Origin of the sequence: Flavobacterium sp. MDT1-60, from assembly GCF_014844035.1 — a bacterium.
In the GTDB taxonomy this organism is placed as follows: Bacteria; Bacteroidota; Bacteroidia; order Flavobacteriales; family Flavobacteriaceae; genus Flavobacterium.
On sequence record NZ_CP062159.1, the window covers coordinates 4,200,304 to 4,215,903 of the forward strand.

Here is a 15,600-nt window from a genome sequence, read left to right on the forward strand (position 1 = left end):
AGTGACAGTCACAGTATCCAGTTCAAACTGTAAACTGTGACCGAAAACTGTAAACTATAAAAAAAGGCTATTCAAATTTGAATAGCCTTTTTTATTATTGTATTAAATTTTCATGACAAAGGTTTAACCTGAAACAAATAAAACCTGAAACCTGACCCGAGGCTTTAGCCGAATGGGCGAAGCAAACTAAAAAAAATTATTTTTGGAATAATTTGCTAATCTGATCTTTTACGAATGGCTCAGAAATACTGCTAGTTGCTGCAGAAGCTTCTTTGCTTGAAACCATAAACTGAACTGTTGCTTTTTCAGGAATAACACTTCCTGTGTAATGCAACCAAATATAATTGTTTGGCAATTCTAATTTGATATCATACAAAGGATTTGCACCAAAACCATTCATGATAATACTGTAAAGACTTGCATAATCATTATTAACGTTTTTAAACGTAAATTTTCTCAAAGTTGAACCTTCATCATCGTTTTGAATACTTGTGTAATACACTGTATACTCATCTCCGATTTTTTGAATGTAGTTGTTATTTACTTTTCCTAATTTCTCAACCGGAACAGTTTCAAGAACTTTAATTTGTGCAAAAGAGACAACACTCATCAACAAAACGGCAATCGTAATAATTCTTTTCATAATTAATTTGGGGTTTATTATTTACTAGCACAATAAACGCAGAAATTATGATAAAATAAAGCGTTACTGGTTAATTTATTAACAAAAGATTAAGATTGTTGTTTAAAATTGATTTAACGCGAGCACAATAACAAATTAAAACATTGAAAATCAATAAATTAATCGACATATAATCATCTAAAAGAGCAAAGAAATCACTTTAAAATATCAAATTTAAAAGCCATAAAAGCATATAAAAAAGAAAAAAAATTACTACAAAAACAACTAAAAATCCGAGCTCACGTTTTGCATTTTATGCCAAATTAACTTCAAAAAAGCCTGAAAACGGATACTTGAAACAAAAAACTATCTTTCTTCTTCCTTCTTCACTACTTTTCTGGCAACTTCAATTTTAAATTTCTTGCCTTTCATTTTTTCATCTTTAACGTTTTTCAACAAGTCATTTACTTTATTGTATTTAACAGCTGCAAACGAAATGAAATCTTTTACTTCAATTAAACCTAAATCGCCTTTTTCTAATTTTCCTTTTTGAGAAAAGAAACCAACGATATCAATTTTATTCAGTTTTGTTTTCTTTCCACCACTAATATAAATGGTTTGATATTCCGGTGGTTTTGGCAATGTTGTAGTATTTTCGACTTTTAGAACTTCCATTCCGTAGTCGATATAATCTAATTTTTTTTCACTTTCATGGATGATAATGTAAGCCGTTCCAGAAGCCTGCATACGTGCGGTACGACCGTTACGGTGTGTAAATTCGTCTTCTTTTAAAGGTAAATGATAATGAATTACGTGTTTCATTTCAGGAATATCCAATCCACGTGCTGCTAAATCAGTTGTGATTAAATAACTCATACTTCCATTTCTGAACTGAATCAAAGCACGCTCACGCTCGTCCTGATCCATTCCGCCATGATAATAGGTGGCGTAAATTCCTTTTTCATTTAAAGTATCACTGATACGCTCAGCAGCATCTCGGTGATTACAAAATATAATAGCTGATTGCGATTTCAACGAACAAATCAAGTTGAATAAACTTTCTAATTTATCTTTTGCTGGCGAAACCACCATTTTCATGGATAGATTTGCTTTTTCTTCTTCTTCCGGAATAAAATCCAAAACTGTCGGATTTACCACTCTTGTATATCTCGGAATCTCAATATCTGAAGTAGCCGAAACCAATACACGTTTGTTCAGTTTCGTTAATTTTCCAATGATATAGGACATTTGCTCGTGGAAGCCCAATTGCAATGATTTGTCAAATTCATCTAAAATCAATGTCTGGATTTTATCCGTACGGAAAGTATCCCTGTCAATATGATCGGCTATTCGCCCCGGAGTTCCAATTAAAACTGCTGGCGGATTGCTTAAATTCTTAATTTCAGTATCTATGGAATGTCCTCCGTAGCAAATATTTACTTTGTATTGCGTTCCCATTTTCTTCCAAACCTGCTCAATTTGCAAACCTAATTCGCGAGAAGGCACTAAAATTAAACATTGAACCGAAAGAATTTCAGGTTGTAATAATTCTAAAACAGGAAGCAAAAAAGCCAATGTTTTTCCTGATCCTGTTGGAGAAAGTAATAAAACATTGTTATCGTTTAAAATTGCGTCTTGAGCAACTTCCTGCATTTCGTTTAGGCTTTCAATTCCTAAATTCGAAAGTATGTTGTTGGAATGGTGATTTTTATTCATTTTGCAAAAGTAGGTAAAAAAAATTGTTTCAGGTTTCAGGTTTCAAGTGTAATAAAAATTTAACCGCAAAGAGCGCAAAGGTTTTTATATAGATTGTGTTTAGAATGTGTTGACAACGCAAAGTTCGCAAAGCTGTTTCTATTTAATCTCGCAAAGTCGCGAAGTCGCAAAGTTATATTTATAAAGCTTTGCGAACTTTGCGTAAACCTTTGCGCTCATTGCGGTAAAATGTAAAAGTTGCTCTATTCTCATTTCAAACTTGAAACCTGAAACCTGAAACTATTTTTTTATATTTGATTCCTATTAAAAACCCAAATTCATGAAATTTTTTACCATTGTCATTTCACTTTTCACACTTACCACTTTCGCTCAAAACAATAAAAAATACGATACTTTTTTTGAAAAAGGCAATGGAAATCAATCTGCATCTTATCCCGAAACTATTGCTTATTTTAAGCTTTTAGCCAATGATTTTCCGACGATTCAAATAAAAGAAATGGGTTTGACAGATTCTGGTGAGCCATTACATATGGTAACTTTTAATCCGGATAAGGACTTTGATTTTGATAAAATTCAGAAAACTAAAGCCGTTCTTTTTATCAATAACGGAATCCACGCCGGCGAACCTGACGGAATCGATGCAACTATGCAATTCTACAGAGATTTAGCCATTGGAAAAATAAAAGCACCTAAAAATACTGTTTTGGTTTGTATTCCGGTTTATAATATTGGCGGAGCTTTAAATAGAAACTCAACTACAAGAGCAAATCAGGACGGACCGGAAGTGTATGGGTTTAGAGGAAATGCCCGAAACTATGATTTGAACCGCGATTTAATGAAATCAGATACGCGAAATACAAAAAGTTTTGTTGCCATTTTCCAAAAAATAAATGCTGATGTTTTTATTGACAATCACGTGAGCAATGGCTCAGATTATCAATACAAACTAACCTATATTATGACACAGCATAATAAATTAGGAACTGTTTTGGGTGATTTTATGAATGATGTAATGATGCCGGCTTTGGTGAAAGATTTACAACAAAAGAAAATCGAAACAACACCTTATGTAGATTCTTTTAAAGATACTCCGGACAAAGGTTTTGGGCAGTTTGTTGATAGTCCGCGATATACTACGGGTTATACTTCTTTGTTTAACACGATTGGATTTGTAGTTGAGACACATATGCTTAAAAAATATACGGAGCGTGTAAAAATGACGTACGAATACATGAAATCGACTATGGATTTTACCGATGCCAATTATCAAAAAATCAAAGAATTGCGTGTAAAAAACCTGGAACAATATCAGCCTAAAAAAACCTATACTTTAAAATGGGAACTGGACAGCACAAAAGCAACGACTTTTTCTTTTTTAGGATACGAAGCCGGATACAAAAAAAGTGATGCGACAACGGGAAACCGTTTGTATTACGACCGAACCAAACCGTATAAAAAAGACGTTCCTTATATAAAAGAATTCAAATCGCTAAAAGATGTTGTTATACCATCTGCTTATATCATTTCACATGGGTATTGGAATATTATTGAGCTTTTGAAAAACAATAACATCTTCTTTACCCAACTTAAAAACGATACTATTATTGAAGTCGAAAGCTATAAAATTGCTGATTTTAAAACATTTTCAAATGCTTACGAAGGGCATTATCCACATTACAATACAACAATAAATTCTAAAATTGTAAAAATGGCTTTTGCCAAAGGAGATTATCTCGTTTCAACAAAACAGAAAGGTGTTAAATATTTAGTGGAAGCTTTTGAACCGGAAGGTGTTGATTCCTTTTTCAATTGGAATTTCTTTGATCCTATTTTACAGCAAAAAGAGCATTATTCAGAATATATTTTTGAAGATACAGCTGCCAAATTGCTGAAAGATAATCCACAATTAAAAGCAGAATTAGAAACCAAAAAACAAAACGATCGTGAATTTGCAAAAAGCTCCGAAGCGCAGTTAAACTGGATTTATAAAAATTCTGTACATTATGAAAAGGCTCATATGCAGTATCCTGTTTATCGAGTGCTTTAGTTTTTTAACCGCAAAGTTCGCTAAGATTTTTTTACTTTTGGTACTATATGTAAAGGTTAAGATCGCAAAGTTGTTCGTGAAGATCTTAGTCAAAATTTACAATTTCGACTAAGATTATTAAAACAACGTATACACATTTTTTACAATATTCGAGATTTTGTATTTTGACATAAACACAATAACCTATGGTTAGTCTCGAAAAACAAAGGAAATTTATTAACCATTTTCAATTAAATTAATTATTAAGCACATGAAATATTTAATCGTTATTTGTAACTAAAATTTTATTCCGAAAACTAATATTATGGCAAATTTTGAATCAGCATTTCAAAATATAAAAAAAACACAAGGCTTATATCCCTATTTTTCTGATACAATTAGAGATGATCAAAAATATGTACTTTGTTCAGATTGTTTTCACGATGAGGGACTTCGTTTAGATGCAATTCAAATAGGCTTAGAACGTGAACTTAAATGTCCCAACTGCTCATCTGAACATGGAAGAAAACTAACTAAACAAATTGTGCGGGAATTATGTTATAGTTTTTTTGTTCGTGGAACCATTGAACGTTTTGAATATGGTGGATTTCCATTAGTTCAAATGAACGAGGAAAGACATGGAGATTCCGAAATTAAAGTATCCTCTTGGTTAAACGATGATGTTAAATTGATAGAACAAATTGGAGAGATCGGATTATTTTATTACAGCCCTAGATTTTGGATGTTTGGAGAAATTGAACCTCTAAAAACTCTTCATGATGAGTTACAAATTAATAATGTAATAAAACGAATTTTAGAACTTTATCCCAAACATATACTGAACGCTGAGCATCCATTTTATAGAATTCGTATCAATCCCAAAATACCTCATGAATTTCCGGAATATGATAGTCCTCCAGAGGGGATTGGAGGCGGAAATAGACTTAACTGGAATGGAGAAGCAGTTTTATATGCTTCTCCAGATCTCGAATTATGTATACATGAATGCCGAGCAAGTGTAGAAGACGATCTTTATGTAGCAAAACTGATTCCTACTCAACCCTTAAAAATGCTAAACCTTGCAGCATTAATTATAGAGGAAGATGTTGATGAATTCAATAGTCTCGATTTAGCTATTCATTTCTTATTCTTAGCAGGAAAACACTCTTATTCTATATGTTCAAAAATCGCTCAATCTATAAAAAAAGAAGGCTTCGATGGAATTATTTATCCATCATATTTCAGTAATATTAGGACTGGAAATGTGCCTTTTGAAACCATACATGGAATGTCTATTAGACATATCTCAAATTTAAAAGATTATGCCGAGTCACAAAGTGTTCCTAATATAGTTTTATTTGGATGGCCAATAAAAGAAAACAAAGTCAAAGTACATTCTATAAATAAAATTACTATCAATAGTATTAAGTATGATTTGACTTTTGGTCCAGCTTATAATGAAGCATTACTTGATAAATCACAAAAAGAAAAATTTATAGAAAAAAAGATTGAAGATCAACTAGAAAAATTGCTTACAGCTTTTAATGAAAATTCAGATGAACACGATTTAGATAAATTACAAAATGAAAAGTAACCAAATCTTTTCTTTTCCTAATAATTAAAATATATTAGTTAATAAATAATCTTAATCAGATAGCGTGGGTTTGCAATCCGCACTATCGCATGTAGTTTTTTTTATAATGTCAAGAACTATTTATCTTTTAACATTTTTTCTAAAAACTCAACTTTATCTTTTTCAGCCTGAAGTAAACGTTCGTAAAGTTTTTTATTTTCCTCATAAGACTCAAGTAATTTGTCTAATGGATTAAAAGTGAATAGTGGTCCATGCGCAAATGCACCATTACTTCCACTATTATCATAGAAATTATTAAAATAATTAATAGCAGCTTCTTCTGAAAAATTTTTAAGAGCTTCAACATTTACGCCCAAAGCCTTTGCTACATCAATAAGTTTTTCATCGCTTATAGTTTCACTGTTTTCAAGAGCAGATATAGCTTGTTGGTTTGTCCCTAAAGCCTGTGCTAATGCTTCTTGTTTCATGTCTCTAAGTTCACGAATTCGGCTAATTTTTCGTCCTATATGGTTTGGTTTTGCAAATGTGCTCATAATTCAAAGATAATGTATTGCTTACTTAAGAAACAAAAGTACGATTTTTGAGACAGGAAATAGTTATTTTAAATCTCAATTTTCAAATTCCAAATTAAACTTAAAACCAAAGCTATTCTCAAAGTGTAGCTCCGCGTGAGGGATAGAGCTAAGCTACCGCAGTAGCAGCGAAAGCCCGACAGCATCACGATAAGAGGGCGTATATGTGCAAAGTAATGTTGCCCTCTTATCGGGATGGTGGCACGCCCTAATTATGTATCCGATAAATAATAAATTGAATTAATTACTGGCTATTCTCGTCCTTTATGCCTTTAAGCAGTGCGTAAATTGCCATTGCATGTCCCTGACCTAAATCAAAATCTTCCTTAAGCCAGTTGACGATATCTCCAGCTTTCACTTCAGGTTTGAGTTTTCCGTCTTCTGTGAAGTTTTTTTGTTCTGCTAAAGTTCTAAATTCAGCAGGACCATTACCCGTCTTTTCTTTAATTGTTTTTAAATATCCTTGAAATGACATAACAATATCTATTAGTTGGTTAATCTATATGTACGAAAATACAAATAAAAATTTAGATTTACTAAACAACTAATATTCTGCCTCGAAGCGTTGCAATAAAGTCTTATCTTGCCTCTTGTCTCTTCCTTCTTGATTCTAGCTTCTTGCCTCTATTCTACTCTTCAACAGAAATCTTACTCTCCTCTTCAAACAATAATTTAATGTTTTCATACGAGTTTTTCAGCGCTTCTTTGATTTGTTCGGGATTTAGCCAGGCTACTTTTTCGATTCCTTCTTCGATTTGACCTTGCGGAGTTCCTTCAAAATCAGAAAACATTTCGAACCAATGTGTGATTTTAAGTTTGTATTTTCCGTTTCGTTTAAAAACGTGATAGGTTTTTTGGAGTTTATTTATGATTCGGAGCTGGCCTACACCGGTTTCTTCTTCAACTTCGCGCATCGCAGTGTTTTCAATTTCCTCGCCTTTTTCGATTCCGCCTTTAGGCAAATCCCATTTTCCGTTTCTGAAAATGAATAAAACTTCTCCGTTTTTATTGTATACAAAGCCTCCACCCGCTTTACTAACAGGGATTTTAGCTTTGAGAGTCTTCATGATCTCTCTTTCGTCGGGATGATATAAGTAGGCCTTTTGAATTTTATTTTGAAAAATTTTAACTATAAGCTGCTCAATATCAATACTCTCCAACAGGAACAATTGAAAATTAGTCTCTTTTGAGATTTCATTTGTCAAAAAAAGTGGTTTGTCGTTCACAAAAACTTTATACATTTGTATTATGATTTTTAATAAAGATACTGCCGAAAAAACAGCCGAATTGCTTTTGCAAATAAATGCAATTAAATTGAATCCAGAAAATCCTTTTACATGGGCTTCTGGATGGAAATCGCCTATTTATTGTGATAATAGGTTAATTCTTTCATTTCCGATCATCCGAAATTATGTTCGTGATGAATTTGCGAAGAACATTGAAAAACAATTTGGAAAACCAGATGTAATTGCCGGAGTAGCCACTGGAGCTATTGGAATTGGAATTCTTGTTGCTGAAAGCCTTGGATTACCATTTGTATATGTGCGTCCGGAAGCTAAAAAACACGGAAGACAAAATCAGGTTGAAGGCTTTTTACAAAAAGGCCAGAATGTGGTTGTCGTTGAAGATTTAATTAGTACCGGAAACAGCAGTTTAATGGCTGTGGAAGCTTTACGCAACGAAGGGGCTAATATTAAAGGGATGGCAGCAATTTTCACCTACGGTTTTGGTGTTGCCGAAGAGAACTTCAAAAATGCAAACATCGATTTATACACGTTGAGCAACTACGAAAACTTATTAGAATTAGCGGTTCAGAAACAATATATTACAGAAGAGCAGCAGTCTACTTTGCAGGAATGGAACGCAATTCCATCAACTTGGGGACAGGACTAGTAATTTTAGATTTTGGATTTTAGATTGCTGTTTCGATAGAAATTGGAATTTGGAATTTAAAAATTGGAATTTATTTTAGCTACAACATAAAAAAACCTTTACACCCTTTGCGGTTAAAAAAAATAAAAAAATAAAATATGAACTTAGAAAGTCCAAAAGTTACTGTTCAGAAATCAGCTCAAGATCTATTTGATCAATTATCTGATGTAAAGAATTTTGAAAAATTAATGCCGGATAATATCGCTAAATTTGAAGTGATTGGTGAAGATGCTTTTATTTTTGGATTGAAAGGTATGCCGGAAATAAAATTAAAAATGAAGGAAAAAACAGCACCAAACAAAATTGTTTTAGGGGCTGCAAGTGATAAACTTCCTTTTACCCTGACTTCAAATATTGACAGCGTTTCTGATTCAGAAAGTGCTGTACAATTATTCTTTGAAGGAGAATTCAATGCCATGATGGCGATGATGATCAAAGGGCCAATCAGTAAATTCATTGAAACTTTAGCCAACAATATGACTAAACTTTAATTGTGAATTATTAATTGTTAATTCGCTATTTACATAAAATTCTAAAGCCTGATTTAATTATCAGGCTTTTTTTTTGTTGCCACAAAGACACTAAGACACTAAGAAAATTAAACTTTGTGCCTTAGTGCCTTCGTGGCAAAACCCACACTTCATCCTCAAAAAACAACAGTTGGGAATTATAAATTATAGCAGAAAAAATAATTAATCGAAGTTTGATCCATAAAACTAACACAAACTAAAAATGGAAACAACGATTAAGATTTTAATTTACATTCACGCATTTTTTGGAGGCATCGGTTTAATGACCGGAATTGGAAGCGTTTTGGTAAAAAAAGGAAGTGCATTGCATACAAAAATGGGAAAATTATTCTCTATCGGAATGATTACGAGCTGTCTAATTTCTCTTCCTATTTGCTGGCTTCCTGGTCATCAAAACATATTTTTATTCCTAATTGGATTATTTACCATTTATCTTGTGATCTCAGGAAACAGGGCTTCGTCTTTCAAATACAAATCGGAAGCTGATTTTATGGATAAATTAATTTCCGGAAGTATGTTTTTCTTTTCTGTAATAATGATTTCCATCGGATTATACTGCCAGTTAAACGCAATTGAAAATGGTATCTTATTTACTTTCTTCGGAGGATTTGGCCTTTTTATGACCACAAAAGATTTTATTTTTTACAAGAATGCCTCGGAATTTAAGAAGAAGTGGCTTTCTAAACATATCGGAAAAATGGTTGGTGCATTAATAGCCTCGATTACAGCTTTTATTGTTGCCGGAATGGGAATTGGGAACTTAATTTCCTGGATGATGCCTTCTGTTTTAGGGACAATTTATATCGTTTACTGGAGTAGAAAAATAGCACCGAAAAAAGAAAATCTAGTAAAAGTTTAATCTGCCACGAAGGCACTAAGGCACAAAGTTTTTAAAACCTCTGAACCTTTGTAACTCTACACCTTTGAACCTCTCAATAAAGCATTTGAACTTCCTTAATATCAAACTCTGAAACAGAATCATCTTCAAGCATAATTTGTATTTTTCCGACTGAAGAAACACCTTGAATTATTCCCATGAAGTTTTGTCCAAATGCTTCCGTATTAAGGTTTTTAAAAGGCATTGGAACACCTTTACGGAATAAAGTATTAAAATATTCTTTCCAGAAAATAGCCGAGTTTGATTCCCATGATTCTATATTCTGCTGCATTTTTTCAATAATTAAAGCCGGTAATAACTCTTTATCAAAAGTATGACCTGAAATGACTGCCAGAGAAGAAGCATTTGGCAATTCTTCAAAATTTGTTTGATTGACATTTAGTCCTAAACCGACTACTGACACGATTCTGCCATCACTTTTGATGGTGTTTTCGATTAATATGCCACCAATCTTTTTATTGTATGACATAATGTCGTTTGGCCATTTTATACTTAAATCAGGAATATTTAATGATTTTAAAGACTCAATCACTGACAAGGAAACGATTAAACTTAAATTAAAAACCTGTTCATTATCATATAGAAAATCCTTTACCAAGGCACTCATAATTAAGTTTTTACCCGATTCAGATTCCCACTTCGCCCCCATTTGCCCCTTGCCTTTTGTCTGATTTTCAGCAGTTACCACAGTAAAATTATCAAGTTCATCCTGGCTTGATAATGCCTTAAGAAAGTCGTTTGTAGAATCTATGGCATCGAGTTTGATTAGTTTCATTCAAGTAATTTAAATAACTTAATTTAATATTTTGTTAAGGTTCAAAAATAATCACAAATTTTGGTAACTTTACAAATTCATATAAAATAATTCATGGCGAAAAAGACTATTAATAATGATGTTCTACTGGCGAACATAATCAAAGGGATTGAAGAAGTAAAAGGAAATGATATTGATATTCTTGACTTAAGAGAAATAGACACGGCTGTTTGTGACTATTTTGTTATTTGCAACGGAAGTTCTAACACTCAAGTTAACGCCATTGTGAACTCAATCCAAAAAACAGTATCTAAAGATTTAAAAGATAAACCATGGCACGTAGAAGGAACCGATAACGCGGAATGGGTTCTTATGGATTATGTGCACATCGTGGTACATGTTTTCCAAAAACACATTCGTGAATACTATAATATCGAAAGCCTTTGGGGTGACGCCAAAATAACTACAATCGAAAACAAATACTAAAGAAAATTTTTTCTAATGGCTAAAGATAATAATCCAAATCCGAGTAAATTTAAAATAAGTCCCTGGTTAATATATACTGCAATACTTTTAGTTTTTTTATTTATAAGTTTTGCAACCGGAGGATCTAACTTAAGCGAACCTGCTCAATTAACTTCTTCTAAATTTAATGTTTTATTAGAAAAAGGACAAATTGAAAAAGTTATCGTTTATAATAAAGCTGAAGCTGAAGTATATTTAACTGCTGCAGCTCTTAAAGATGCTGCCAATAAAAAAGTAGCTAAAGATATTTTTGACAGAGCAAACAAAGGTCCTCACTATACTTTAGAAATTGGTAACGATCAGATTTTTCAAACTAAATTAGAAAAAGCAGTTGGCGAAGGCAAACTGAAAGATTTTAATTTCTTGCAGAAAAACAACTGGAGCGACATTTTAATCAGTCTGCTTCCAATCATCATCATTATTGGTGTATGGATTTTCATTATGCGTAAAATGTCAGGCGGCGCTGGTGGCGGTGGCGGACAAATTTTCAACATCGGAAAATCGAAAGCTAAATTGTTTGATGAAAAAACAGATATCAAAACAACATTTAAGGATGTTGCTGGTTTAGAAGGTGCAAAAGAAGAAATACAAGAAATTGTAGAATTCCTTAAAAATCCTGAAAAATATACCAACCTAGGAGGTAAAATCCCAAAAGGAGCTCTTCTTGTAGGACCTCCGGGAACTGGTAAAACTTTATTAGCTAAAGCTGTTGCCGGCGAAGCTCAGGTACCTTTCTTTTCATTATCAGGTTCTGATTTCGTGGAAATGTTCGTAGGAGTTGGTGCTTCACGTGTACGTGATTTATTCAAACAAGCTAAAGAAAAATCTCCTGCTATCATTTTCATCGATGAGATTGATGCGGTTGGTAGAGCAAGAGGAAAAAGCAATATGTCAGGTGGAAACGACGAGAGAGAGAACACCTTGAACCAATTATTGACAGAAATGGATGGTTTTGGTACAAACTCAAACGTAATTGTTTTGGCCGCAACAAACAGAGCTGATGTTCTTGATAAAGCTTTAATGCGTGCCGGGCGTTTTGACAGACAAATTTTTGTTGACTTACCGGACATTCGCGAAAGAGCTGAAATCTTTAAAGTTCACTTAGCTCCTATCAAAAAAGTTGAAGGTCTTGACTTAGATTTCTTAGCAAAACAAACTCCGGGTTTCTCTGGTGCTGACATTGCTAATGTTTGTAATGAAGCTGCTTTAATTGCTGCCCGTTATAATAAAACTGCAGTTGACAAACAAGATTTTCTTGATGCCGTTGACAGAATCATTGGTGGTCTTGAAAAGAAAAATAAAATCATTACTCCGGAAGAAAAAAGAGCAATTGCAATTCACGAAGCTGGTCACGCTACTGTAAGCTGGATGCTTGAGCATGCTGCACCACTTATTAAAGTAACAATTGTTCCTCGTGGACAAAGTTTAGGAGCCGCATGGTACCTGCCAGAAGAAAGACAAATCGTGAGAACAGATCAAATGTTAGACGAAATGTGTGCTACTATGGGAGGAAGAGCTGCTGAAAAAGTGACTTTTGACAGAATTTCAACTGGAGCATTAAGCGATTTAGAAAAAGTTACACGTCAAGCCCGTGCTATGGTAACTATTTACGGTTTGAATGAAAAAATCGGAAATGTTACGTATTACGATTCAACTGGACAAAGCGAATATAATTTCTCTAAACCATATTCTGATGAGACTGCAAAAGTTATTGACAAAGAAATTTCAGAATTAATTGAAGGTCAATACCAAAGAGCGATTCAAATTTTAGAAGAGAACAAAGACAAGTTAAATCAGCTTGCCGATATACTTATAGAAAAAGAAGTTATTTTTAAAGATGACTTAGAAACAATTTTCGGAAAACGTACTTTTGACAAAAATCTGGAAGAAGTGGTTTCGTAAATTATTCAGAAATATGTAATATTTTTTAAAATCTTAATTCAAAACAGGCTTTTGAATTAAGATTTTTTTATCTTTGAACGTTTTCAATTAACATGTAAAGTATTTCATATAAAATGAATTTTTTCAAAAAAATATTTGGTTCTAGCGACGCCGCATCTGACGAAGAACATGAAAGCGAATATGGAGGAGGTAATCCAATTCCGAACAGTCATTTATCTATCGACGAACAATTCATTTTCAATTTTAAGAAAAATGGCGGTAAATTTTTGTATTGTGAGAACAAACAAGAAGTTGCAGAACAATTTGAAAATATTTTAGAAGAAAACGACTGGTTTGAAAATGAAGTTTTATGTTATGAACCAGGTCTTTTTCATTTATTAGAAGAGAACAAACTTATTTATATCTCACCAAAAGCTCCTAAATTTTTATTAGCTTCTTGTGAAAACCTTATTGCTGATGAAGGCTCTATTTTGTTTTCCTCAAAACAAATCAGACAAGACAAACCAAACGAGTTACCTGCAAATATTGTTATAATAGCCACAACAAGTCAAATACTACCAATGAAAAGTGATGGTTTGAGCGCTATTAAACGAAAATACGAAAGAGACTATCCAACTAACATTACCACTATAAAATATTTCGAAAAAGCAAAAGAGGAAGATTTTACACAATACGGAAGCGTTGCAAAAAATCTCTATTTATTGCTTTTAGAAGACCTTTAAGATGAACGAAACACTCAAGAGAACCATTTCTGGTGCTGTTTATATCGCTTTATTATTAACCGCAATTCTGTTTTCTACTGAAAGCTTTATTATCCTTTTTGGTCTTTTCTTAATAATTACAATTTACGAATTTTGCAATTTAGTTAACCTTAGCAAAGTCTTTTCCATTCTTTTTGGAATTCTGTTGTACACCACTATTTTGTTAATTAGTCATTATAACAAACAGACTACCTCGTTTTTAAACACCACATTCGATTCAGACATAATTCTAAATCCCAATATTCAGCAATTAGATCTTGTATTGCTGGCTGTAACATTGGTTATCTCCATAAAATGCATTTTATTTTTGTTTTATGACAATATTCAAAACGTTAGTACATCCTCAAAATATTTATATTTACTAGGATACATTACACTTCCCTTTATATTTATTGTTAAAATTTCTTTTGGTGCGAATGATTACAATCCAAAAATCATTCTTGGGTTATTTATCTTAATCTGGACCAATGATACTTTTGCCTATTTGGTTGGAAAATCAATTGGAAAACATAAATTATTTGAACGTGTTTCTCCTAAAAAAACTATCGAAGGATTTCTTGGTGGAGTTGTTTTTGCTGCTTTTGCCGGATTTTTAATTTCCAAATTATACATTCAGCCAAAACCTGAGTTTAGCGGTAAATCAATCCTTATCTGGACAATAATCGCTTTAATTGTAAGCATTTTTGGAACGATTGGAGATTTGATTGAATCAAAATTTAAAAGAATTGCCGGCGTAAAAGACAGCGGCGCCATAATGCCTGGCCACGGAGGTATTCTAGATCGATTAGATAGTGTTATATTTGTAGCACCAATTATATTTTTATTTTATCAAATTTTATATTATGTTTCATAAAGAAGGAGGCCCATCCATTTTATTAGGTACTGTTTTTGCTGTTGCCGTACTTTTAATTGCTGACAAATTCATTGATATCAGTTGGTTAAGAATTCTGGTACAAATTGCTGGTGTAGTAATTTTGATTATTATTCTGCAATTTTTCAGAAATCCAAAAAGAATCGCAATCAGAAACAGTGATCACATTCTTGCTCCGGTTGACGGAAAAGTTGTGGTTATTGAAGAAGTTTATGAAGGTGAATTTTTTAAAGACAAACGTTTACAGGTTTCTATTTTTATGTCACCAATAAACGTACATGTAACTCGTTATGCGATGGACGGAATTATCAAATTCAGTAAATACCATCCTGGTAAATTTTTGGTAGCCTGGCATCCAAAAGCGAGCGAAGAAAACGAAAGAACTACTGTTGTTATTGAAAACGAGACCTTTGGTCAGATATTATACAGACAAATTGCTGGTGCTTTAGCACGCAGAATTGTAAACTATGCACAAGAAGGAATGCAGGTTGTTCAGGGTACTGATGCTGGTTTCATAAAATTTGGTTCAAGAGTAGATTTATTTTTACCTTTAGGTACCGAAATTAACGTAGAGTTGAATCAAAAAGCAGTTGGAGGAAAAACCATCATTGCGACAAAAGCTTAAATGACCGAAAAAGATTTAGATACTCGTTTTTCAGAGGCTGTAGAAATCGCTTTAAAAATGACTCAGTCCTCACTGCCACAAGATGTGCAGTTAAGGCTGTATGCTTATTACAAACAGGCTACTTTTGGAACGGCTGTATACAATCAATCTGAGAATTTTGATTTACGCGATGCGTTTAAAACAAATGCGTGGATGCAAATTAGTCATATATCAATTGACGAAGCAAAAGAAAACTATATCGAAATTATAAATTCTCTAACATCAAAATAAAT

The 15,600-nt window shown here is 32.9% G+C and carries 17 protein-coding genes; 11 read left to right on the forward strand and 6 right to left on the reverse strand.

Annotated elements, in window-relative coordinates; translation table 11 throughout:
* Nucleotides 1-196: 196 nt before the first annotated feature.
* Both IHE43_RS17640 and IHE43_RS17645 read right to left on the reverse strand, forming a co-directional pair.
* Nucleotides 197-643, reverse strand: coding sequence for a hypothetical protein (locus IHE43_RS17640; RefSeq protein ID WP_192185122.1), 447 nt, complete (start codon nt 641-643; stop codon nt 197-199).
* A gap of 345 nt (nt 644-988) precedes the next feature.
* Entirely contained in the window at nt 989-2,338 is a 1,350-nt protein-coding gene (locus IHE43_RS17645) for a DEAD/DEAH box helicase (protein WP_192185123.1), read from the reverse strand.
* A gap of 319 nt (nt 2,339-2,657) precedes the next feature.
* Here IHE43_RS17645 and IHE43_RS17650 point away from each other — a divergent pair, with 319 nt between their 5' ends.
* Nucleotides 2,658-4,385 (forward strand): M14 family metallopeptidase, encoded by a 1,728-nt coding sequence (locus IHE43_RS17650; RefSeq protein WP_192185124.1) that lies wholly within the window; start codon nt 2,658-2,660, stop codon nt 4,383-4,385.
* Nucleotides 4,386-4,689: 304 nt separating this feature from the next.
* Nucleotides 4,690-5,958, forward strand: a complete 1,269-nt coding sequence (locus IHE43_RS17655) for an RES family NAD+ phosphorylase (protein ID WP_225585192.1) — start codon at nt 4,690-4,692, stop codon at nt 5,956-5,958.
* A 116-nt stretch (nt 5,959-6,074) separates the two neighbouring features.
* On the opposite strand, the gene IHE43_RS17660 is transcribed toward IHE43_RS17655, so the two are convergent.
* The 3 genes from IHE43_RS17660 to IHE43_RS17670 all read right to left on the reverse strand — a co-directional run bounded on the left by IHE43_RS17660 (nt 6,075) and on the right by IHE43_RS17670 (nt 7,771).
* Nucleotides 6,075-6,491 carry a helix-turn-helix domain-containing protein gene (locus IHE43_RS17660; protein ID WP_192185125.1) on the reverse strand — a complete coding sequence of 139 codons (417 nt, stop codon included), beginning with the start codon at nt 6,489-6,491 and terminating at the stop codon, nt 6,075-6,077.
* A 283-nt stretch (nt 6,492-6,774) separates the two neighbouring features.
* Nucleotides 6,775-7,005, reverse strand: a complete 231-nt coding sequence (locus IHE43_RS17665) for a DUF4287 domain-containing protein (protein WP_192185126.1) — start codon at nt 7,003-7,005, stop codon at nt 6,775-6,777.
* A 154-nt stretch (nt 7,006-7,159) separates the two neighbouring features.
* Complete coding sequence (locus IHE43_RS17670) at nt 7,160-7,771, reverse strand: NUDIX hydrolase (RefSeq protein WP_192185127.1); 612 nt, start codon at nt 7,769-7,771, stop codon at nt 7,160-7,162.
* A 7-nt stretch (nt 7,772-7,778) separates the two neighbouring features.
* Here IHE43_RS17670 and pyrE point away from each other — a divergent pair, with 7 nt between their 5' ends.
* The 3 genes from pyrE (at nt 7,779) to IHE43_RS17685 (ending at nt 9,851) form a co-directional block, all read left to right on the forward strand.
* Nucleotides 7,779-8,423: an orotate phosphoribosyltransferase gene (gene pyrE / locus IHE43_RS17675; protein WP_089354431.1), complete on the forward strand. Its 645-nt coding sequence runs from the start codon at nt 7,779-7,781 to the stop codon at nt 8,421-8,423.
* A gap of 137 nt (nt 8,424-8,560) precedes the next feature.
* The gene (locus tag IHE43_RS17680; protein ID WP_192185128.1) at nt 8,561-8,953 is read left to right on the forward strand and encodes an SRPBCC family protein; all 393 of its coding nucleotides are present in this window, start codon (nt 8,561-8,563) and stop codon (nt 8,951-8,953) included.
* A 241-nt stretch (nt 8,954-9,194) separates the two neighbouring features.
* Nucleotides 9,195-9,851 (forward strand): hypothetical protein, encoded by a 657-nt coding sequence (locus IHE43_RS17685; protein WP_192185129.1) that lies wholly within the window; start codon nt 9,195-9,197, stop codon nt 9,849-9,851.
* 73 nt (nt 9,852-9,924) lie between these two features.
* Here the strand turns inward: IHE43_RS17685 and IHE43_RS17690 are convergent, their stop codons facing one another.
* Nucleotides 9,925-10,665 (reverse strand): biotin--[acetyl-CoA-carboxylase] ligase, encoded by a 741-nt coding sequence (locus IHE43_RS17690; protein ID WP_192185130.1) that lies wholly within the window; start codon nt 10,663-10,665, stop codon nt 9,925-9,927.
* Between the two features lie 93 nt (nt 10,666-10,758).
* On the opposite strand from IHE43_RS17690, the gene rsfS reads away from it, so the two are divergent.
* The 6 genes from rsfS (at nt 10,759) to IHE43_RS17720 (ending at nt 15,598) form a co-directional block, all read left to right on the forward strand.
* Nucleotides 10,759-11,130, forward strand: coding sequence for a ribosome silencing factor (rsfS, locus tag IHE43_RS17695; RefSeq protein WP_007809313.1), 372 nt, complete (start codon nt 10,759-10,761; stop codon nt 11,128-11,130).
* A gap of 15 nt (nt 11,131-11,145) precedes the next feature.
* Entirely contained in the window at nt 11,146-13,071 is a 1,926-nt protein-coding gene (gene ftsH, locus IHE43_RS17700; protein ID WP_192185131.1) for an ATP-dependent zinc metalloprotease FtsH, read from the forward strand.
* Between the two features lie 113 nt (nt 13,072-13,184).
* On the forward strand, nt 13,185-13,793 hold the full coding sequence (locus IHE43_RS17705; RefSeq protein WP_192185132.1) for a lactate utilization protein B/C: 609 nt from the start codon (nt 13,185-13,187) through the stop codon (nt 13,791-13,793).
* 1 nt (nt 13,794) lies between these two features.
* Entirely contained in the window at nt 13,795-14,685 is an 891-nt protein-coding gene (locus IHE43_RS17710; protein WP_192185133.1) for a phosphatidate cytidylyltransferase, read from the forward strand.
* Complete coding sequence (locus tag IHE43_RS17715; protein WP_192185134.1) at nt 14,675-15,328, forward strand: phosphatidylserine decarboxylase family protein; 654 nt, start codon at nt 14,675-14,677, stop codon at nt 15,326-15,328. Before IHE43_RS17710 ends, IHE43_RS17715 begins: the two co-directional genes overlap by 11 nt.
* Nucleotides 15,329-15,598: an acyl-CoA-binding protein gene (locus IHE43_RS17720; protein ID WP_072971205.1), complete on the forward strand. Its 270-nt coding sequence runs from the start codon at nt 15,329-15,331 to the stop codon at nt 15,596-15,598.
* Nucleotides 15,599-15,600 lie beyond the last annotated feature (2 nt).